We start from the raw sequence: 18121 nt of genomic DNA, 5'->3' as shown, positions 1-18121 counted from the left end.
GACCGGCCGGAGGCTTCGCCGCCGCAGGGTGCTTTCACGATGCACCCGTCCACGGCCAGGTCCTCCAGACGCAGGCCGATCATCTTGTCGTAGGCGTTGAGGCAGATCTGTTCGAGTTCCGCGAAGATCCCGTGTCGGATCCACTCGTCACGGCGGCGCCGGATCGTGGTCGCCGAGCAGGCGCTGTCGGCGATCTTGGCGTACGCGGCACCGTACACGAGCACCTGCACGAGCTTGTCGAAGATGATCCGATCCGACACCCGCGGGCGGTGACACCCGAGCGGGTGCTCATCGATCACGGGTGGGACCAGCGCTTCGAACTGGTGCCACAGCGGGTCAATGATCGAAGATGGAACGGCGGGCACGAGGCGTCCTGTTGATGAACGTGGTTTTCACACATCCGTGGTTAACACGCCTCGTGCCCGCCGTCAGGTTAACGCGCCGTGATCAGCACCTATTGGCGCGAACTCTTAGGAGGTCAGAGGCCGGCCGACGGGGTGGTCTCGAGGCTGCGGGCGTCGCCCTTGTACAGGAAGGGGTCGCCGTACCAGGTGAGTCCGTCGGGGAAATTCTCGCGCTCCCACTTGATCGGCGCCCAGTCGGGGTCGAAGATCAGGTAGCCGCCGGCGTAGATCTCGACGCGGTGGCCCGATCCCGGGTCCAGGACGTAGAGATACATGGCCTGTCCGATACCGTGCTTTCCCGGCCCGAGATCGAACGTGACGTCGTAGTCGCGGAGGATGTCCGCCGCAGTCAGCACATCTGAGAGGTTCTCGAGGTTGAATGCGACGTGGTGGAGCTGGCTCGTCTTGCCGTAGGCATTGGCGACCATCGCGAGGTCGTGGACCTGGGGCGTCACCGACATCCACGACGCCAGCACGGTCGTGTCGTCACGGTGGAGCGCGTACTCGCGGCGGTTGAATCCGAGGTTGTTGCGCACCCACAGCTCAGCCTCATTGATGGTCTCCCGAGACGTCTGAACGTTGAAGTGGTCGATTCTGCGCACACCGAGCCCGCGCCGACGGGAGCTGTTGCTCGGCAGCTTCGAGCGCAGCTCTTCCGGGGCATCCGGCTTGTCGATGTCGTAGTAGAGCTCGAACGGATGTCCGCTGCCGGGAACGAGGAAGCGCACCGCGGTTCCTCGCCCGACCTCGCTGCCGGAGGCCACCTCCGCGGACTCGATCTCTTGGCGGGTGAGCTCTTCCGCGAACAGCTCGACGTCCTGCGGCCGCCTCACTCGGAAGCTGTAGGAGTTGACGATGCTCTCGGGCTGCTGAGTGAGCACGAGTGAGTGATGTGTGAGCTCCTGGAACCCGCGCAGGTATGCGGTGTCGCCGGTTCGCGCCACGATCTCCATCCCGAGGAGATCCGAGAAGAAGTGCAGTGACTTCTCGAGGTCCTTGGTTCCGAGATTGATGGCGCCGCACTGCGCGATCTGGGGGCCGGGATCGTAGTTGTCGGACAGCTTGGCCATTCGGATTCCTCTCGTCGACGGCACACACGCCCGCGTCGTCAACCTCCGCGGACAGGAAGGTTCCACGTCAGGATGGCTTGCTTCGTCGTGCGTGAGAACTCGATGTTCCGGTCGGCGGCACGAGGCAAAGGGGGCGGGCGAAGCCTGACCCGTTCGGCGAACGTCGGCAGAGGGAGGGGTTGACAAGTCGGCACGGACGCAGTCATGATGCTTGATATATCAACATAGATATATCAAGCGCAGGGAGGCGCCTACTCATGACTCAGACGTTCCAGCCGTTGTCCGCCCGACCGCGGATCGACGCCGCCACCGGACCCATGGACATGGATCGCCTTCGTGGGGGTGAGCGTCGTGCGCGTCGTCGTTGACCCATCGACGGTCGTCGTCGACGAGGTCGACGACCTGAATCGACTCGCCGTTCTCTCACACATCGACATCGAGCAGTCGATCGCCCGCCTGGTCGATGCCGGACTGGCTGCACCCTCAGCAGGCGAGCAGATGGACGGCCCGAACGTCGTCTGGCTGGATGCCGCCGCGTTGCGCGATCGTGCTCGCCGCGCACCGGGCACACGAGCCGCGAGCTGGGACAACCAATGGGATGGCATGATCGCGTTCGCCGATCAGCACGGTTGGATGCGGGAGGGCACGCACGTGCGTGCGCATGTCGATGACGACCGTTGACGTTATGCCCCAATCGATAGACGACCACGTTCGCCGCGACGATCGCGCGGCGGTGCAGAAGGCCTTCAGCGTTCTCGAGGCCGTCGGCCAGTCATCAGGCCCGGCAGGTGTCAGCGTGATCGCTCGGCGTGCGGAGCTTCCGAAGTCGACCGCATTCCGCCTCCTGGCGATCCTTGAGCGAACCGAGGCCGTCGTCCGTGTCGGCAACGGCTACGCGATCGGTCCAACCATGTCGCGCCTGGCGGACTCGCATCGATCGACTGCGATCGAGGAACACGTGCGCGATTTCGCGACGCCGTACCTGGTCGATTTGAACGTCGGCACACGCGAGACCGTGCATCTGGCGGTCCTGGTCGGCACCGACGTCCTATACCTCAACAAGTTGCAGGGGAGTCATCGAATCCTGGCACCGTCGCGTATCGGCGGCCGGATGCCCGCGTATGCCACGGCCGTGGGAAAAGCGATGCTGGCGAGTAATCGTAAGGCCGCCTCCCTGGCACTTGCCGGGCACAGAACAGCATTCACGGACGCGACACTGCTGGCCGAGCGAGACCTCGAGCGCGAGTTGGAACGCGTCCGTGAGGACGGCATCGCATTCGATCGTGGCGAGTCGCACCCAGACCTGCGGTGCGTCGCGGCTCCGATCCTGGGTGCGTCCGGTCAGGCGGTCGCTGCGCTCTCCATATCGGTCTCGCGCGCCTTCAACCCGACCATCCACACGCGCGCGCTGCGCCGCGCGGCCCACGCCGCCTCGAAGTCGCTCACGACCATGCACCGCCGCATGATCGGCGGCGTGACCGATGGCGCCGAAAGGTTGCCCGCATGATCTTTACCACGCCACTTCGCCGCCGTTCCGGACAGTGGCACAATCCACGCCTTCTGTCGTCGATAGCGATCAAGATTTTCCCAAGAGAGGACACCCTGATGAACAACGACGTCGTCCCCCACATCTCCGCCCGGCAGATCGCCACCCCGGAGGAGCTCGCAGACAGCGAAGCTATCTCTCCCGAGGAGTTCAAACTCGCGTTCCGCGGTCTCGCCGCGGGCGTAGCAGTGATCACCGCAAGTGTCGACGGCGAGGCCGCGGCGATGACGACGACGTCGGTCGCGTCGCTGAGTGCTACCCCGCCGCTTCTGGCTTTCTCCGCGTCGCAGCTGTCGTCGGCGACGAAGGTGATCGGCGAGGCCGACACGGTCGTGGTTCACATCCTCTCGTCCGAGCAAATCGAGCTTGCCAAGCTCTGCGCGACCAGCGGCGTCGACCGATTCGCCGACACCAGCGCTTGGCATCATCTCCCGACTGGCGAGCCTCACTTCCACGGCGCTCATGCGTGGATTCGGGGGCGTGTTGTCAACCGGTTCGCGGCAGGGTCCTCCGTCGTGCACATCGTCGAGGCACTGTCCTCTAACGTCCGCGACCGCGATGCGGCCGTTGCCGCCCCTGCTCCGCTGGTGTACCACAACCGCACCTGGCATGCGCTCGGCGAGCCGTCCGCGCTCTGATCGATCTCACCCGCCTCACCCGATAACAACCACCACTGCCCGCCGCGCAGCGCGGCGACGATAGGAGAACGATGAAGTTCGGAATGTTTTTCAACCCCATGGTGCCCAAGCACCTGGACTCCGAAGACTGGGCGCCGGACCAGGAGAAGGCCGAGCTCGACAGCATGCTCGAACAGATCCGGTTCGCGGACAGCCTGGGCTTCGACTACGTGTTCCTCGGCGAGCACCACTTCACCGCGGAGTATGCGCACAACACTGCGACCGAGGTCCTGCTGGGGGCACTGTCGCAGACGACAACTACAATCCGGTTGGGTACCGGAATCGTGCACGCGTCCCACAATGATCCCGTGCGCACGGCGGAGCGGATCGCGACGTTGGATCAGATCAGCGGCGGGCGTGCGGAGTTTGGGTTCGGTCCGGGAACGCCCGGGGAGGTGGCTCCTCTTCTTCGCGTGCCAGCGGACAGGGTGCGCGAAGTTGCGGCCGCGTCCGGGCAGATCTCTGCCGACATCCTTGGCACCCGCGGTGTGTGGCCCGGTGTCGACAACGAGTTCTTCACCTACCCTGCGGTGGACGTCATCCCGAAGTCGTACCAGACGCCCCACCCTCCGCTATGGACCTCGGCGACGCAGCCTGGCGCGAACGTCGGTATTGCTGCCCGGGGTCTGGGTTCCCTCATGCTCACTGTGGGTGGCCCCGATTTGGTCGCCGCAGAGGTGCGGGCGTACTGGGACCGCCTCAAGCAAGGTGATGTCCAGATGGTCGGCAAAGGCATCAACCCGGCGGTCTTCACGTTCACGGTCGGTCTCATCGCCCCGACGGACGAAGAGGCACAGTTGCGGGCGCGGGAGGGTGTGGAGATGTTCGGCTACGGACTCACCGGCGGTTCATACGCGCGCATCGGTGATCCCGAGCATCACCTACACCGTGCCTGGCGGGACTTCAAAGCAGGACGCGGAGACATCCGCGAGAGCCTTCCCCTGCCAGCGGAGGTCCTTGCAATGGGTGCCGCGTTTGCCGATGCCCCCGGGTCGATGATGGGCAGCCCGGAGACGGCTCGTAAGTTGACCCGACAGATCGAGGCGACCCACGCCGACGGTCTGTTGCTCAACCAGGATTTCGGCTACACGAGCCACGAGCACCAGATGGAATCGATCGAGCTGTGGGCCACCGAGGTCATCCCCGAGTTCCGCGAGCGCCACCACGAACACGAGGAGTGGCGCCGTCAGCAGATCGAAGAGATCGGCCTGCCGGTCGTCACCTCGCTCTGAACGCATCGACAACCCGAAGACAGATCAAAGGGCCACAAGAATGACTATTGAATCAACCGAGTACAGTGGCGTACCGCTGCGGGTCGCACGCCCGTTGACGACACCCGAGGCCGCTGTGCTCGTCTTCCACCAAGCGCCCGGGTACACGCCGCAGACCAGCTACTGGCTCGAGCAGCTCGCGGAGAAGGGCTACCTCGCCGTCGCACCGCTGCTCCTGCATCGCCAAGGCGTGGAGGTCATCGACCCGGGTGCACGCTTCGGCGGCGACATGGCCGCATTCGCGGCGTTCCTGTCGGGCGATAAGGAATTGCGCGCCGACCTCGAGGCAGCGCTCGCCTTCGCCGAGAGCGAGTCCATCGCACGCTCGTCGATCGGCGTGCTCGGCCACTCATACGGCGGTCGCGCCGCGTACCTCCTCGCCTCCGAGTACGCACTCGCCGGCGCCGTCGGATACTACGCCGTCGGTGTGCAGCGACACGCATTCCAGGGCAACGACGGGCTGCCGGCGCTCGCCGACCGCACCTCCGCTCTGCAGACACCCTGGCTCGGACTGCTCGGAGAACAGGACATGCTCTACACGCCTGGTGAGCTCGACGACTGGGATGCCGCACTGTCCTCCGCCCCGGTCGAGGCAGCGAACGTCCGGTATGCCGGAGCGGGGCACGCCTTCGATCTCGACATGCCCATGGGGCCGGGGCTCCCCAGCCCGTTCAACGCGGATGCCGCCCAGGACGCGCAGCGTCGCGCCGTCGAGTTCCTCGACGTGCGGCTGAAGAGCGGCGTTTCCTGATGTCCGGGGCGGGTCTCTCCGGCCCGGGAGCAGGCCCCCTCTCGGGCCTGAGGGTCGTGGACTTCGGGCAGTGGCTCGCCGCGCCTCTCGTGGCCATGTGGCTGGCGGATGCCGGCGCGGAGGTCATCCGCGTGGACCCGCCGGGCGGGCCACGATGGGACCACCCGGCCAACGCCATGCTGCAGCGCGGCAAGCGCAGCATCGTGCTGGACCTCACCCAGGAGGACGACCGGCGAACGGGGATCGAGCTGGTTCGCCGCGCCGACATCGTCCTGGAGGGCTTCCGGCCGGGGGTCATGGCAAGGCTCGGGCTCGGCCCAGAGGAGATGATCGCGCAGAACCCGCGGCTCATCTACTGCTCGATCCCCGGCTTCGGTGAGAATGACCCGCGTGCAGGGCTGGCTGCGTGGGAAGGCATCGTCACTGCGGCCGCCGGCATCTACCTGTATCCCGGCTGCACCCCGATGGACTACATCGGGGATCGCAGCGGCGAGCCCATCTTCAGCGCGGTCCCGGTCGCTTCGTCCTACGGCGCTTTCGTCGCCGCGCACACGGTGATGGCCGCTCTGATCGCGCGGGAACGCGATGGTGTCGGCCAGCGTGTCGAGCTGCCGTTGTACGACGCATGCTTCGAGCTGATCGCCTCGGGTGTGATGAAGATGGAGAAGCCGCCCGCCGCTTCCGGTGCCCCGCGCATCGGCATGAGCATGCCGCAGCTCGGGCACTACCAGTGTGCGGACGGGCGATGGCTCGAGCTGTGCCTGTTCCAGGACAGGCACCTCGAGTGGTTCGCGCAGACGTTCCTGCCGCAGGAGTTCATCGACGACGGCATGGGTGATGCCGAGCGGATGCTCACCGACGCGGCGCTCCAGGAGCGCGCGCGGGTGCGCTACGCCGAGCTGTTCGCGACGCTCCCCGCCCGGGAGTGGGAGATCAAGATCAACGACGAGAGCGGGGCATCCGCCGCGCTCTGCCAGACAGGCGAGGAGTGGCTGACGCTCGATGAGCACGCTCGCGACTCGGGTGCTGTCGTCGAGGTCGACGATCCGTACCTCGGCCGGACGGCGCAGGGCGGCTTCCCGTTCAACCTGTCCACCACACCGCTCTCGGTGCAGTTCCCGCGGCGCGAACTCGATGCGGATCGGGAGGACATCCTCCGCGAGCTGTCACAGCCGTTCGCCGTCAGCGCACCAGCCGAACCCGTGGCTTCCGGTCGTCCAGCGTTGGAGGGAGTCCGCATCCTCGATGTCGCGCAGGTTCTCGCCGGACCGACGGTCGGGCGTGTCCTCGCGGAGTATGGCGCCGAAGTCGTGAAGATCCACAGCTTCACAGACCGGCAGCTGGGCATGCACGTCTACACCAACAGCGGCAAGCAGTCGATCATGGTCGACCTGAAGACGCCCGAGGGGATGGAGATCTTCGCCAGGCTCGCGCAGGGTGTCGATATCTTCGTGCAGAACTTCACCCGTGGTGTGGTGGACCGTATGGGGATCGGCGAAGCGCAGCTGCGTGAGATGTCTCCCGGGGTGATCTTCGTCTCGATCAGCGCCTTCGGCCACAAGGGCTACCGTGGCGGCTGGCGGGGACGCGAGCAGCTCGGTCAGGGCCCCACGGGGATGCAGGTCCGTCTCGGCGGCGACGGCGAGCCCCTCATGGCGCCGTATCCGTTCAACGACTACGGATCAGGAAACCTTGCCGCATTCGGAGCGTTGATTGCGCTGTATCACCGCACCCGGTCGGGTGGTGTGGGGCAGGCGGTCGAGACCTCGCTCACGCACAGCGGCACGTTCCTTCAGGTGCCGTTCATGGTCGCGCACGAGGGGCGTGTCTGGGATGAGCCGCGCGGTCAGCACGCGAAGGGCTGGTCGGAGACTTCTCGGCTCTACGAGGCATCGGACGGGTGGCTCTACGTGCACGCGCCGGACGGGTTCGACGGGATTCCCTCGCTCCGTGGACTCGATGCCGGCGAGCTGGAGTCGGCCTTCCGATCGCACGCTGTGGGGGAGTGGAGCCATGCGCTGGCAGCGGCAGGGATCGGGGTGCACCGGCTTGTCGATCAGCCGGACCTGATGGACGACTCTGTCGTTCGAGAGCGGGGCCTGGCGATCGAGCGCACCCACCCGGTGATCGGCCGGATCACCATGGCAGGTCCGCCCGCACGCCTCTCCCGGACGCCCGCGGCGCCCACCAGGCCCGCGGGCCCTCCCGGTAGCGACACCCGCGCGGTGCTCACCGGACTGGGGTTCGACGCGGACGACTTCTTCGAACGGGGCGTCGCACGCGACGGTCTGCCGAAGGGGGCGACGTTCATCGGCATGTTCCGCTGACACAGCCGGGACGAGGGGGACCGCGGCGCCGCAAGGCGACCGCGGTCCCCCTCGTCTGTGGTCAGTAGTGGCGCGTAAGCCCACCGTCGACGGTGAGGAACTGCCCGGTGACCATGCTCGCTGTCGGCCCGGCGAGGAAGACCACAGCGCCCGCCATGTCATCGGCCGACGTCTTTCGCGGAATGCTCTGTGCCTGCATCATCAGCTCGTCGATGTTCGGGGGGAACTGACCCGCCGCTATCGCTGCTTCCATCGGGGGAGTGCGGGTGACACCGGGCGTCACGGCGTTCACGGTGATACCGAACACCCCGAGCTCGCTGGACAGCGCGCTGGTGAGGCCAATCACGCCGCCCTTGCTGGCGATGTACGGAACCATGCCACTGCTCTTGCTGTAGATGGAACTCGATGCGGTGTTGATGATGCGGCCGTCCCCGTTGCGCTTGAGCATCGGCAGCACCGCCTGGGTCACGATGAACGTGCCCGTCAGGTTGACGTCGATCAGGCGACGCCAGGTGTCGAGCGTGAGGTCGTCGAGGGGGGTGATGGCACTGATGCCGGCGATGTTGACCAGGATGTCGCATTCGCCGAGGCGCGAGGTGAGTTCGTCGACTGCGATGCGGACTTGAGATTCGTCGCTCACGTCGGCCGTCGCGGAGCTCGCGACTCCGCCCGCGCCCACAATGGCCTGCACCGTCGCCGTGCCGGCGTCGCGATCGAGAACTCCGACGGACGCGCCGGCTTCGGCGAGCGCCTTCGCCGTGGCCGCACCGATGCCCGCTGCCCCGCCCGTGACGATCGCGACCTTGCCCTCGAGCGTTCGCATCTGACTCATGCTGATTCCCTTCCTCGGATCGTGCGTGCAATATCGCACGCTGTCCGAGGATAGGGGAGGGCTGTTGGTGACGCCCGATCGGTTCCGTCGGGCGGCACGGGAGTTCTGCCAGACGTGTCAGAAGAAGGTGGAGATGTTCTTCATCAACAGCACGTTCTGCTCGAAGAGGATCGTGCGTTTGGCGATCTCGAATCCGTGCAGTCCCGTGCGACGGAGGAGGTCTGTGCGACCGCCCGCGTAGATGTCGACCTCGGTATGAAGCCGGTTGCGATACACGATGAAGGCGCTGCGGGATTGCAGCAAGCCGTCCTCGCGCTCGCGCACCGACACGTTCGAGATGAGATGACGGGTGCGGCTCGGCGGGTCCTCCGCCCAGGCCATCCCGGAGTCGTAGCGACGGATCCGCCAGGCGAGGGACTCGCGGGTCTCATCGTAGAAGGCGGATTCGCCGGGTGCTGCTACCGACAGTGCCTGTTGGCGACGCAGGCGGTTGGTGCGAATCGGCGCCCAATAGTGCACGTCTGCGGCGAGCATCTCGAGCCAGTCGGCGAATCGCCCGTCGTCGAGCACCTCGGCTTCCAGATTGTAGAACTGGGTAACCTCGAAGTGCGTCTGCATGTCCGCCAGACGCATCCCGTCGATCGCATCGTCGAGGATGCTCGCGGAGGCCGATGTGGCGCCGTTCAGCGTCGCGGGGTTTAGTTGGAAGGCATCGCTCGCCATCGAAGTTTCCTTTCGTGAGTCGCCTGGTTGTCAGCGGCTGACGCGCAGGACGGCGCGCAAGCTCACGCTGGGGTCGGCGAGCTCGGTCGCTGTCACCGGCACGCGGTTGTCGATGAGCCGGCGTGCGGCGCGCACCAGGTTCGTGTCGTCCACAGCGGCCGCGCCCACAAGCAGACCGTCTTCCACGAGGAACACGGCAGGGTACGCTCCGCCCTCCCGGACGACGATCTTGCCAGAGCCGGACAGACGGCCGACCGCCTCGAGGTGAACGTCGTGTCGATCGGACCAGAACCATGGGGCACCGCGAGCTGGGGCGTCGAGGCCGAGCATGCCGTAGGCGGCATGCTTGCCACTCGTTTCCGCAGCTTCCCAGTGCTCTTCACGGCGGTGCAGCGTGCCGCTGCTGTCACGCAGGCGGGCGACATCGCCGGCGGCGAAGACCCCGGGTGCGCTCGTCCGGGCGGACTCGTCGACGAGGACCCCGTTGTCGATGTCGAGTCCCGCGGCCGCGGCCAGTTCGACGTTCGGTACGAGGCCGACACCGACGATCACAAGGTCGGCGGGGAGTGTCGGTCCGGCGTCGACCTCCACCTGGAGGTGCTCCGCGCTCTGGGAGATCTCAGCCGTGACCCCGACGATGACCTCGACACCGCGCTCTGTGTGCATATCGTGGAGGCGCGTGGCAAGCGCCTCGCCGATCGCCGGGATGAGCGGTACCTGGACCGGATCCACGAGGGTGACGTCGGCCCCCGCGATTCGCAAGGATGACGTGAGTTCGGCGCCGATGAGTCCGGCACCGATCACCACCGCGCGCACACCAGGAGACACGCGTTCACGGATCGCGACGGCGTCCTCGAACGTGCGCAGCATGTGCACACCGGGAAGGTCGATGCCAGGGATGGGCAGTGATCGAGCACGCCCACCGACCGTGAGCAGGACGGTGTCGGCCTCGAGATGGGACCCGCCCCGCAAGCTGACGGAAGGAGCGGCCGGATCGAGGGCGACCGCTGCGCTGCCGAAGTGGGTGGTGATGTCCTTCTCCGCGAGCGCTTCATGTGTGGCGAACGCGAGGGCGTCGATCGTGAAGTCATCACCGAACAGACGCTTGCTCAGCGGCGGCCGGTCGTATGCGGTCGACTCTGAGTCGACCAACGCGATCGGACCGTCGTGGCCGAGGGTGCGCAGCTGCAGGGCGGCACTGTATCCGGCCAGCCCTGCACCGACGATCACGACTCGTCCGGCGTCGCGCGGGGTCGTCATGATGCGAGCCGTTCGGGGTTCGGGACGACGCGGATGTCGGTTCCCTCGACGATGAGTCGGTGGCACGCAACGTCACGGGTGGCGGGCATCGACAGGACCTCGCCGCTCTTCAAGCAGAACTTCCCGGAGTGCAGCGGGCACTCGACGACGCCGTTCTCGATCCATCCGTCCGACAGGGAGGCCTCTTCGTGCGAACACGTGTCGTCGAGCGCGAAGAAGTCGCCGTCGTCATTGAAGATCGCGATATCGTCGACTGTTCCAAGCGCTGCCGCGTCGATCTTAATCGCTTCGCCCTCGGGCACGTCGCCGGTCTGGGCGACCACGATTCCCTCGCTCATGACTTGTCCTCCTCGTGCCACGCGGGCGTGTTCATCAGATCGGCCCATCGCTGATAGAAACGACGGCCGGCGGCATCGCTGTAAAGATCGCTTGTAGAGCCGGGGTGAACGCCATCTTGCCGCTCGGTGTCGAGTCCCATCTGGTAGTTCAGCGGGACCGTGTTCGTTCGCCATCCGTGGGAGATCGCCTGGATCTCGCTCCAGTTCTCACCGTCGTCCTGCTCGAAGATGCCGGAGGGCCCGAAGGTGCGGAGGTTGTACAGGCGCTGCGCGTTGCGCACGTCCTCCGGCATCGACTTGTCCAGGACAGTCCACGCCCACACCTCCATCTCATCCGGTCCCTTGGGATGCCATACACGGATGGATCCGTTGACGGGCAGGTACGAGAAGTTGGGGAACACGGTCGCGTGCCCGGTGGTCAACGGGCCGTGAACGCGGGCCTCGCCGAGCCGTTCGCTCAGCGCGGCGTAGTCGTAGTACTCGTGGACCGGCTGCGCGTCGAACCGGCTCTTGGGGTGTGTGGGGAATCCCGTCCCATTTCCTCGCTCGTCCGAGAACTGGCGTCCCGGGGTGTTGACGATGTCAGCTTTCGGGCCCTTCCCCGTCGGCGACATCACCATCAGAGCCGACGCGTGCGACATGTTGACGTGGTACCAGTCAGTGCCGAACTGCTCCGCGGCGAGCTTCCAATTGCCTTTGAGTACCCACTTGGTGATCCCGCCGACCACCGTCGTGCCTTCGGAGTCACGGTCGAGGAACGCCTCCATGTACCACTTCATGTCCCCGAGCTGTTCCTCCAGCGGGGGAGCGTCGGGGTTCCAGGTCGCGAAGATCAACCCGAGCACGGTGTCGAGCTGTGCGACCTCGAGCAGCCCCCACTCACTGCGGTCCCAGTCGGCGTTGGTGTACCCGGCCTCGTTCGGGACGCTGATGAGCTTGCCCTCGAGGTCGTACGACCAGCCGTGGTACGTGCACGTGAACGCACGCGTCGCTCCATAGTCGGCTCGCAGGACGCGTGCGCCGCGGTGTCGGCAGGAGTTGAGGTAGGCGCGGATCCGTCCGCCCTTGTCCTTCGCGACGATCACGGGGTCCTCGCCCATGTACGTCGTGAAGAAGTCGCCCGGCTTCTGAAGCTGCTCGACGTGGCCCAGGAACAGCCAACTCGTCGCGAAGACGCGCGCCTGCTCCTGCTCGTACAGCCGGCGGTCGGTGAAGACCGCCCGATCGACGAGACCGTTGGTCGAGTCGACCAGACCCGACACGTCGAGGTGGTTCGAGAACCGCTCGGGTCGACGGATGTCCCCGGTCGGGAACATCTGGCGCTCGCCCTCGTGGGTGCTGGGGAGCCGTGTGATGGTCATCGCTCATCCTCGCTTCTGCTGACCGTGAACGACACGGACGGGAGCCCCGGGGCCGAGGCCTCGAAGTGGTCGCCCTGCGCCAGCGGAACGGCGGCGGCGACGGCACCGGCGAGCACGACGTCGCCCGCCGCGAAGCGGTCGCCGTAGGCGCCGATCGCCGCGGCCAACCAGTGCAATGACGTGAGCGGGTGGCCGAGAACGGCGGAACCCGGCCCGGCGCCGGCATCCTGGCCGTTCCGGCGCAGCGAGATGACGGTCTCCGGCAGGGAATCGAGGAGTTCGTCGCTGGTCGGGATCATCTCGCCATACGCGATGCGAGCGGCGGAGGCGTTGTCCGCCACGGTATCGACGAGCGTGATCCGCCAGTCCGCCACGCGAGAATCGATGATCTCGATCGCCACGGCGACGCCGTCCACTGCGTCTCGGAGCGTCTGCTCATCGGGCGACGGGGGGAGATCGCGGCCGATGCGGAACGCGAACTCCGCCTCCGCGCGCGGAGCGATCAGTGTCGCGGCGTCGAGCGTTCCCGCATCCGGCACGACCATGGCATCGGTGATCACGCCGAAATCCGGCTGGTCGACGCCCAACTGCCGTTGGATCGCGACGGACGTCAGCCCGATCTTCCGGCCCACCACGCGCTCACCCGCGCGAAGTCGGCGGGCGATGTTGACCCGCTGCACGAAGTACGCGTCCTCCACGCTCAGTTCGTGCGCGTCGGAGGGTGGCGGAACTGTCGTGCCGGCGGACTCCGCGTCGTGCAGGGCGTCGGCGAGCGTGGCGAGGACCGCCTCTGCGTCGTTGCGTATCGATGTCACGCTCCCATGCTCGGCACCCATCCCCCTCGACGCGAGCCAGCGTGCCGCCCCCCGGAACGCATCTGCGCGGCGGCCGCCGAGGTGCGTGCACGATCAAGGGACAAGGAGGATCCATGCTCGCTGCTGTTGCCATCGCCCAGAACCCCGACGACCCGCTGGCCGGGCTCTCTCTGCAAGAGACTCCCGACCCACAGCCCAAGCCGGGATGGACGCGCATCCGCGTGCGTGCAGCCGCACTGAACCCGCACGACACGTGGACGCTGCGCGGTGTCGGGCACCCTGCCGAGCGCATCCCGATCGTGCTCGGCTGCGACGCTGCGGGTGTCACTGACGACGGACGAGAGGTCGTCGTGCATCCGGTGATGGGGGATGCTGCGCGTGGCGGCGGCGACCTCACGCTCGACCCGCAGCGTGCACTGCTCTCCGAGACGATCGACGGAGCCCTCGCGGAGTACATCCTGGTACCGGACGAGCTCGTCGTCCCGAAGCCGGAGCGGCTCACCTGGGCCGAAGCCGGTGCACTCGGCGTTGCCTGGGGTACCGCGTACCGCATGCTCTTCACGCGGGCGCAGCTGACGGCGGGTGACCGTGTCCTGGTCCAGGGCGCGAGCGGAGGCGTCGCCAGCGCTGCGATCGCGCTTGCGCGAGCGGCGGGAGCTCGCGTCTACGCGACGGCACGCACCGAGGAGAAGCGACGCTTCGCCCTCGAATGCGGCGCGACGGCCGCCTTCGAGCCCGGTGCGCGGTTGCCCGAGCGGGTCGATGTCGTCATCGAGACGGTGGGGGAGGCCACGTGGGGACACTCGCTCCGTGCGCTCCGACCGGGCGGGATCGTTGTGATCGCCGGCGCCACCACGGGGGGAATGCCACCGGCCGAACTGCATCGAGTGTTCTACCAGCAGCTGCGCATCGCTGGCTCCACCGGGTGCACCCGGAGCGAGTTCGAGGCGATGCTGAGGCTGGTCGAGGTTGCCGGAGTGCAACCGCGCGTCGAGTCGATCGCGTTCGACGAGATCCCGCAGGGCTTCCAGCGCCTCCTCGACGGGGACGTGCTCGGCAAGCTCGTGGTCGTCCTCGACGACGAGTGACATAATGGACGGCCCGTACCCCGTCTTGGAGCTCGTACCCCCGGGCCGGCTGCGTGACCGTCTCGTCGCCGCGGTGCTGGCGGGACAGAAGACGGCGACCACCCGCCTCGAGGTGCTGGACACGCTCGCGGGAACACCAGCGGAGGCCGACGGAGCGGTGCTCAGGCTCCTCGACTCGGAAGGGGACACGGCAGCGCATGTCCAAGTGACTGCCGTGCACCGCCTCGCGCCATCGGCCGTCGATGACGACCTCGCGACGAAGGACGGATCCTGGTTCGGCGGGGCCGCAGCATGGCGTGAGGCTCACCTGACGTACTGGCGCACCTTCGTCGACGACGCTCGTGCGGCGTCTGGCGACCCTGCCTGGACGCTCGACGCGAACACCGCGGTGGTCGTCTGGTGCTTTCAGCTGTGGCGCATGCCGTGAGCCTGCGGGGATGACGGGAGGGGCGCTGTTCAACCGCGTCGCGGTCAGAAGACGCGCCCGCCGCCGCTCATCGACAGTTGCGGTGCCGTCGTGTTGACGAAGACGGTCGCCGAGGGGGTGCGCGCCTCGAACAGGTGGGCGGTGTCGGCGGGGAAGCGTACGAAGTCGCCTGGGTCGACGACGACCGTCTCGGAGACCGGGCCGAGTCGAACTATGCCGTCCAGGACATAGCAGTGGCGCAGCGCCCCGCGGGTGCGGGCCGGACTCTGGAACGGCGCATCTCCTCCGCTCAGACGGAGCACTGCGTTGACCGTATACCCGGAACCGAACGCCTGGTCGAGTTGGCGCACCTCGGCACCTGTCTGCGAACGCCAGCGCACATCCTTCTCCCGGTGCACGAGGATGTCGGTGCCGAGCTCGGTGATCAGTGCGCGGATGCTGACATCGAGCGCGTCGGCGAGGCGCTCGAGTGTGTCGATCGTGGGGTTCCCTCGCCCCGCCTCGACAGCCACGATCGTCTGCTTCGCCAGGCCGGCGCGTCTGCTGAGCTCGCCCAGGGAGAGGCCTTGCTCCTGCCGGTGTCGTCGGAGGTTGCGTGAGATCACGTGGGAGACGGCCATAGGTTCCACTCTGCGTCGGTTGAGAGACTCATCGGTCGCTGGCCCCGCCGAGGAGCGTGGTGCAGAGGACCACTTCGTCTGTTTCATTAGACCACAGCGGTGGCGCGCTCGCCTCCGTGCAACGCCTCGCGCGTCGTTCCTGGCCTTTTGTGTCGCGCCCTGTGACAGGATCGCCCCTCCTTGGTGGGCTGATCAACGAGGAGAGATGTGGCTAGTTCGATTGACCGCGAAGCTTGTCGTGCGCCAGCGGCAGCTCGACACTCGGAGACAAGAGCCGAGCAGTTCGTCGAACACCGAAGTGGATGGATGCCATGGACACCAGCAACGAGCACAGCCGCGACGAGCGGACCGCCGTCGACAAGGCGATCGCCGTACTGAAGGCCTTCGGTGCGGACGCGCAGATCGGCGTCGGCGTGAGCGAGCTGAGCAGGCGAGCGGAGCTGAGCAAGTCGACAGCCTTCCGTGTGCTCGGCATCCTCGAGCGCAACGGGGTCGTGGAGCGTGCAGGTACCGCCTACCGGCTCGGTGCTGTGATCACTCAGCTCGGCGCGCCGAGCGAAGCCTCGCGGCACGACGCCGTTCGCGAGATCCTGACGCCGTTTCTCGCGGAGCTCTATGTCGAGACCCACATGACGGTCCAACTGGGTGTCCTGTCTGGCTCGCACGTGATCTACCTGAACAAGCTGGAAGGCGCGGCTCGCCTGCGCACCCCTTCTCGCATCGGGGGGCGCATGCCGGCGTACTGCACCGCCGTCGGGAAGGTCCTGCTGGCGGCGGACCCCGTTGCTGCGGAAGCGACACTGCGAGCCCCCCGACACGCATGGACGTCGAATACTCTCGTCGACGAGGACGCGCTGCTGCGCGAACTCGATCACGTGCGCACTGCCGGTGTCGCGTACGACCGGGGTGAGTCGCTCGAATCCCTCGCCTGCATCGCCGCACCCGTGCGTGGTCCGGGTGGGCGGGTCGTCGCAGCGATGTCGGTGTCGGGGCCCGCGTCGACGTTCCAACCCCTACGGCATGAGCGCGTCCTGCGCGCGGTCGCGTTCCGTGCCGGCCAGTCCCTTTCCTCGCGGTCCGCGCGCTCCGCGGCGTGATGCCTTCGTAGCGCCGGCGGGCGACCCGCGCACCAATCGGGAACGGATACTCGCGGGGGACCTATTCATCGCTGATGATCCGGAGTGCGCCAGGATCGCTCAGCGGGCGGTCGAACTCCGCGACGCGTATGCGCGAGCCACGGTGTCCTCGCCCGACACGGCCCGACCGCATCTCGCGGAGATCCGGATCGGCGAGGACTGCCAGATCGGGCCAACGTGCAGTTGCTGACACCGACGCATCCGGACGAGCCAGAACCATGCCGCGATAAGGGTCCGCACAGCCGATCATGATCGGCGACAATGTGTGGCTCGCCGGAGGCGTCATCGTCTGCCCGGGCGTGATCATCGGAGACAACTCTGGCGTCGGCGTCGGCGTCGGCGCGGTGGTCACAAAGAACATCCCTGCGAACGTGATCGCTGTCGGCAACCCGGCGCGTGTGATCCGGGGCACCTGACGCGCGTCGATCGCGAAGCGAGCAACTACCTACACGGGTACTGCCGCCTGCACCGCTGAGCGGAACCAGCGGCCAACTGTGTCGTTCGTATGCTTGGTAGGCCACACCATCGACACCGTGAACTGGGTGTTCAAGCGCCGCGGTGCCGCGAGTTGCCTTGTGCCGGTGCGGTTGAGCCGTGTTTGGCGTCTCTGTGGGTGACGATGTGGGAGGGGTGGTTCGTCAGGGCGGTTGACGATCCATCGGGTTCCGGGTGGGGTTGGTCGGCGGCGTCATGGTGACGATGCCGTCGGGTCCGGTGGATCGGGCTCGGTCGGCGTCGTCGCGGTCGCGGGGCGCGGCGGGATCGGCATGGTCGTGACGGGGACGCGCGAGGCCGAGTCGTTCACACGCGAGCTGGCCCCTTCCCCGGCGCGAGCGTGGTAGGCAAGAGTCGTTGCCATGACCTTGTGGCAGCGGGACGGAGCCGGACGCGATGATCCTGGTGGCCTCGGCCGCGGATGCCGAGAGCGCGTTGCGCGGCGGTGCGTTCACGTGCCCGGGGTGCGCGGGCAGGCTGCGCCCTTATGGGCACGGACGCACCCGCACCGTGCGCGGGGCCGGTGCTGCACGGCTGACGGTGACGCCCCGGCGGGCGCGGTGCGCCTCGTGCCGGGCCACGCACATGCTGTTGCCCGCGGCGCTGAGCGTGCGGATGGCCGACACGACCGAGGGGATCGGCGCTGCGCTGGCGGCTAAGGCCCGCGGCGACGGGTACCGCGCCATCGCGGCGCGGCTGGGCCGCCCGGTCTCGACGGTGCGCCGCTGGCTGCGCCGGGTGCGGCCCGCGCACGCCCGGTGGCTGTATGAGCAGGGCATGTTGCACCTGCGCCGGTACGACAGTCACAAGCTCGCGTACCCCGGGGTGCTGCCGACGCTGCTCGGCCAGGCACTGAACGTCCTCGCCGGCGCCGCGCTGACCTCCCAGCACACTCTGGGCTCGGACCTGCCGCCGTGGACCCTGATCGGCATCTTCGCCCGCGGTCACCTCCTCGGCCCGCCGCTGCGCACCTGAGCCCA

At 67.2% G+C, this 18121-nt stretch carries 19 protein-coding genes and 1 pseudogene; 11 read left to right on the top strand and 9 right to left on the bottom strand.

From position 1 onward, the window contains the following. Window positions 1-365, bottom strand: a 365-nt coding sequence (locus ACK5KK_RS07215; protein ID WP_416889412.1) for a transposase, incomplete at its 3' end; no start/stop codon positions are given. Between the two features lie 113 nt (window positions 366-478). Continuing rightward, window positions 479-1474, bottom strand: a complete 996-nt coding sequence (locus ACK5KK_RS07210) for a VOC family protein (protein ID WP_416889411.1) — start codon at window positions 1472-1474, stop codon at window positions 479-481. 351 nt (window positions 1475-1825) lie between these two features. Between ACK5KK_RS07210 and ACK5KK_RS07205 the strand changes: the two genes are divergently transcribed. From ACK5KK_RS07205 to ACK5KK_RS07180, 6 genes are all read left to right on the top strand, one after another. Beyond that, window positions 1826-2155 carry a hypothetical protein gene (locus tag ACK5KK_RS07205; RefSeq protein WP_416889410.1) on the top strand — a complete coding sequence of 110 codons (330 nt, stop codon included), beginning with the start codon at window positions 1826-1828 and terminating at the stop codon, window positions 2153-2155. 4 nt (window positions 2156-2159) lie between these two features. After that, entirely contained in the window at window positions 2160-2981 is an 822-nt protein-coding gene (locus ACK5KK_RS07200; RefSeq protein WP_416889409.1) for an IclR family transcriptional regulator, read from the top strand. Next, entirely contained in the window at window positions 2978-3658 is a 681-nt protein-coding gene (locus tag ACK5KK_RS07195; RefSeq protein WP_416889408.1) for a flavin reductase family protein, read from the top strand. The genes ACK5KK_RS07200 and ACK5KK_RS07195 overlap by 4 nt, the downstream gene beginning before the upstream one ends. Window positions 3659-3741: 83 nt before the next feature. Further along, the gene (locus tag ACK5KK_RS07190) at window positions 3742-4929 is read left to right on the top strand and encodes an LLM class flavin-dependent oxidoreductase (RefSeq protein WP_416889407.1); all 1188 of its coding nucleotides are present in this window, start codon (window positions 3742-3744) and stop codon (window positions 4927-4929) included. Between the two features lie 40 nt (window positions 4930-4969). Further along, window positions 4970-5719, top strand: coding sequence for a dienelactone hydrolase family protein (locus tag ACK5KK_RS07185; RefSeq protein ID WP_416889406.1), 750 nt, complete (start codon window positions 4970-4972; stop codon window positions 5717-5719). Then, on the top strand, window positions 5719-8046 hold the full coding sequence (locus ACK5KK_RS07180) for a CaiB/BaiF CoA transferase family protein (RefSeq protein ID WP_416889405.1): 2328 nt from the start codon (window positions 5719-5721) through the stop codon (window positions 8044-8046). The genes ACK5KK_RS07185 and ACK5KK_RS07180 overlap by 1 nt, the downstream gene beginning before the upstream one ends. 61 nt (window positions 8047-8107) lie before the next feature. On the opposite strand, the gene ACK5KK_RS07175 is transcribed toward ACK5KK_RS07180, so the two are convergent. The 6 genes from ACK5KK_RS07175 to ACK5KK_RS07150 all read right to left on the bottom strand — a co-directional run bounded on the left by ACK5KK_RS07175 (window position 8108) and on the right by ACK5KK_RS07150 (window position 13375). Continuing rightward, window positions 8108-8878: an SDR family NAD(P)-dependent oxidoreductase gene (locus tag ACK5KK_RS07175; protein ID WP_416889404.1), complete on the bottom strand. Its 771-nt coding sequence runs from the start codon at window positions 8876-8878 to the stop codon at window positions 8108-8110. Window positions 8879-8995: 117 nt separating this feature from the next. Continuing rightward, window positions 8996-9601 (bottom strand): aromatic-ring-hydroxylating dioxygenase subunit beta, encoded by a 606-nt coding sequence (locus tag ACK5KK_RS07170; RefSeq protein ID WP_416889403.1) that lies wholly within the window; start codon window positions 9599-9601, stop codon window positions 8996-8998. Between the two features lie 30 nt (window positions 9602-9631). Next, window positions 9632-10861, bottom strand: a complete 1230-nt coding sequence (locus tag ACK5KK_RS07165) for an NAD(P)/FAD-dependent oxidoreductase (RefSeq protein ID WP_416889402.1) — start codon at window positions 10859-10861, stop codon at window positions 9632-9634. Beyond that, complete coding sequence (locus tag ACK5KK_RS07160) at window positions 10858-11199, bottom strand: bifunctional 3-phenylpropionate/cinnamic acid dioxygenase ferredoxin subunit (protein ID WP_416889401.1); 342 nt, start codon at window positions 11197-11199, stop codon at window positions 10858-10860. Before ACK5KK_RS07160 ends, ACK5KK_RS07165 begins: the two co-directional genes overlap by 4 nt. Further along, window positions 11196-12560 carry an aromatic ring-hydroxylating oxygenase subunit alpha gene (locus tag ACK5KK_RS07155; protein ID WP_416889400.1) on the bottom strand — a complete coding sequence of 455 codons (1365 nt, stop codon included), beginning with the start codon at window positions 12558-12560 and terminating at the stop codon, window positions 11196-11198. Before ACK5KK_RS07155 ends, ACK5KK_RS07160 begins: the two co-directional genes overlap by 4 nt. Beyond that, entirely contained in the window at window positions 12557-13375 is an 819-nt protein-coding gene (locus ACK5KK_RS07150) for a 2-keto-4-pentenoate hydratase (RefSeq protein WP_416889399.1), read from the bottom strand. The genes ACK5KK_RS07155 and ACK5KK_RS07150 overlap by 4 nt, the downstream gene beginning before the upstream one ends. 113 nt (window positions 13376-13488) lie before the next feature. Between ACK5KK_RS07150 and ACK5KK_RS07145 the strand changes: the two genes are divergently transcribed. Together ACK5KK_RS07145 and ACK5KK_RS07140 are read left to right on the top strand one after the other, a co-directional pair. Next, window positions 13489-14463, top strand: a complete 975-nt coding sequence (locus ACK5KK_RS07145) for a zinc-binding dehydrogenase (RefSeq protein ID WP_416889398.1) — start codon at window positions 13489-13491, stop codon at window positions 14461-14463. A 4-nt stretch (window positions 14464-14467) separates the two neighbouring features. After that, a complete protein-coding gene (locus tag ACK5KK_RS07140) occupies window positions 14468-14890 on the top strand; it encodes an ASCH domain-containing protein (RefSeq protein ID WP_416889397.1) in 423 nt (140 codons plus the stop codon). A 44-nt stretch (window positions 14891-14934) separates the two neighbouring features. On the opposite strand, the gene ACK5KK_RS07135 is transcribed toward ACK5KK_RS07140, so the two are convergent. Further along, window positions 14935-15510 (bottom strand): helix-turn-helix domain-containing protein, encoded by a 576-nt coding sequence (locus ACK5KK_RS07135; protein WP_416889396.1) that lies wholly within the window; start codon window positions 15508-15510, stop codon window positions 14935-14937. Between the two features lie 311 nt (window positions 15511-15821). Here ACK5KK_RS07135 and ACK5KK_RS07130 point away from each other — a divergent pair, with 311 nt between their 5' ends. From ACK5KK_RS07130 to ACK5KK_RS07120, 3 genes and pseudogenes are all read left to right on the top strand, one after another. Next, window positions 15822-16607, top strand: coding sequence for an IclR family transcriptional regulator (locus ACK5KK_RS07130; RefSeq protein WP_416889395.1), 786 nt, complete (start codon window positions 15822-15824; stop codon window positions 16605-16607). A 46-nt stretch (window positions 16608-16653) separates the two neighbouring features. Then, a pseudogene (locus ACK5KK_RS07125) lies at window positions 16654-17062 on the top strand (hypothetical protein). A 475-nt stretch (window positions 17063-17537) separates the two neighbouring features. Further along, complete coding sequence (locus ACK5KK_RS07120) at window positions 17538-18116, top strand: helix-turn-helix domain-containing protein (protein ID WP_416889394.1); 579 nt, start codon at window positions 17538-17540, stop codon at window positions 18114-18116. Window positions 18117-18121: the final 5 nt, after the last annotated feature.

Origin of the sequence: Microbacterium sp. (genome assembly GCF_047972865.1) — a bacterium.
GTDB lineage: Bacteria > Actinomycetota > Actinomycetes > Actinomycetales > Microbacteriaceae > Microbacterium.
The sequence above is the reverse complement of the archived record's forward strand: the minus strand, read 5'-3'. Positions and strand labels throughout refer to the sequence as shown.

Bases quoted from the DNA above. Each gene is read 5' to 3' on its own strand.
- ACK5KK_RS07210 (WP_416889411.1), bottom strand. From the start codon at position 1,474: ATGGCCAAGCTGTCCGACAACTACGATCCCGGCCCCCAGATCGCGCAG.
- ACK5KK_RS07200 (WP_416889409.1), top strand. From the start codon at position 2,160: ATGCCCCAATCGATAGACGACCACGTTCGCCGCGACGATCGCGCGGCG.
- ACK5KK_RS07195 (WP_416889408.1), top strand. From the start codon at position 2,978: ATGATCTTTACCACGCCACTTCGCCGCCGTTCCGGACAGTGGCACAAT.
- ACK5KK_RS07190 (WP_416889407.1), top strand. From the start codon at position 3,742: ATGTTTTTCAACCCCATGGTGCCCAAGCACCTGGACTCCGAAGACTGG.
- ACK5KK_RS07185 (WP_416889406.1), top strand. From the start codon at position 4,970: ATGACTATTGAATCAACCGAGTACAGTGGCGTACCGCTGCGGGTCGCA.
- ACK5KK_RS07180 (WP_416889405.1), top strand. From the start codon at position 5,719: ATGTCCGGGGCGGGTCTCTCCGGCCCGGGAGCAGGCCCCCTCTCGGGC.
- ACK5KK_RS07175 (WP_416889404.1), bottom strand. From the start codon at position 8,878: ATGAGTCAGATGCGAACGCTCGAGGGCAAGGTCGCGATCGTCACGGGC.
- ACK5KK_RS07170 (WP_416889403.1), bottom strand. From the start codon at position 9,601: ATGGCGAGCGATGCCTTCCAACTAAACCCCGCGACGCTGAACGGCGCC.
- ACK5KK_RS07165 (WP_416889402.1), bottom strand. From the start codon at position 10,861: ATGACGACCCCGCGCGACGCCGGACGAGTCGTGATCGTCGGTGCAGGG.
- ACK5KK_RS07160 (WP_416889401.1), bottom strand. From the start codon at position 11,199: ATGAGCGAGGGAATCGTGGTCGCCCAGACCGGCGACGTGCCCGAGGGC.
- ACK5KK_RS07155 (WP_416889400.1), bottom strand. From the start codon at position 12,560: ATGACCATCACACGGCTCCCCAGCACCCACGAGGGCGAGCGCCAGATG.
- ACK5KK_RS07145 (WP_416889398.1), top strand. From the start codon at position 13,489: ATGCTCGCTGCTGTTGCCATCGCCCAGAACCCCGACGACCCGCTGGCC.
- ACK5KK_RS07140 (WP_416889397.1), top strand. From the start codon at position 14,468: ATGGACGGCCCGTACCCCGTCTTGGAGCTCGTACCCCCGGGCCGGCTG.
- ACK5KK_RS07135 (WP_416889396.1), bottom strand. From the start codon at position 15,510: ATGGCCGTCTCCCACGTGATCTCACGCAACCTCCGACGACACCGGCAG.
- ACK5KK_RS07130 (WP_416889395.1), top strand. From the start codon at position 15,822: ATGGACACCAGCAACGAGCACAGCCGCGACGAGCGGACCGCCGTCGAC.
- ACK5KK_RS07120 (WP_416889394.1), top strand. From the start codon at position 17,538: ATGATCCTGGTGGCCTCGGCCGCGGATGCCGAGAGCGCGTTGCGCGGC.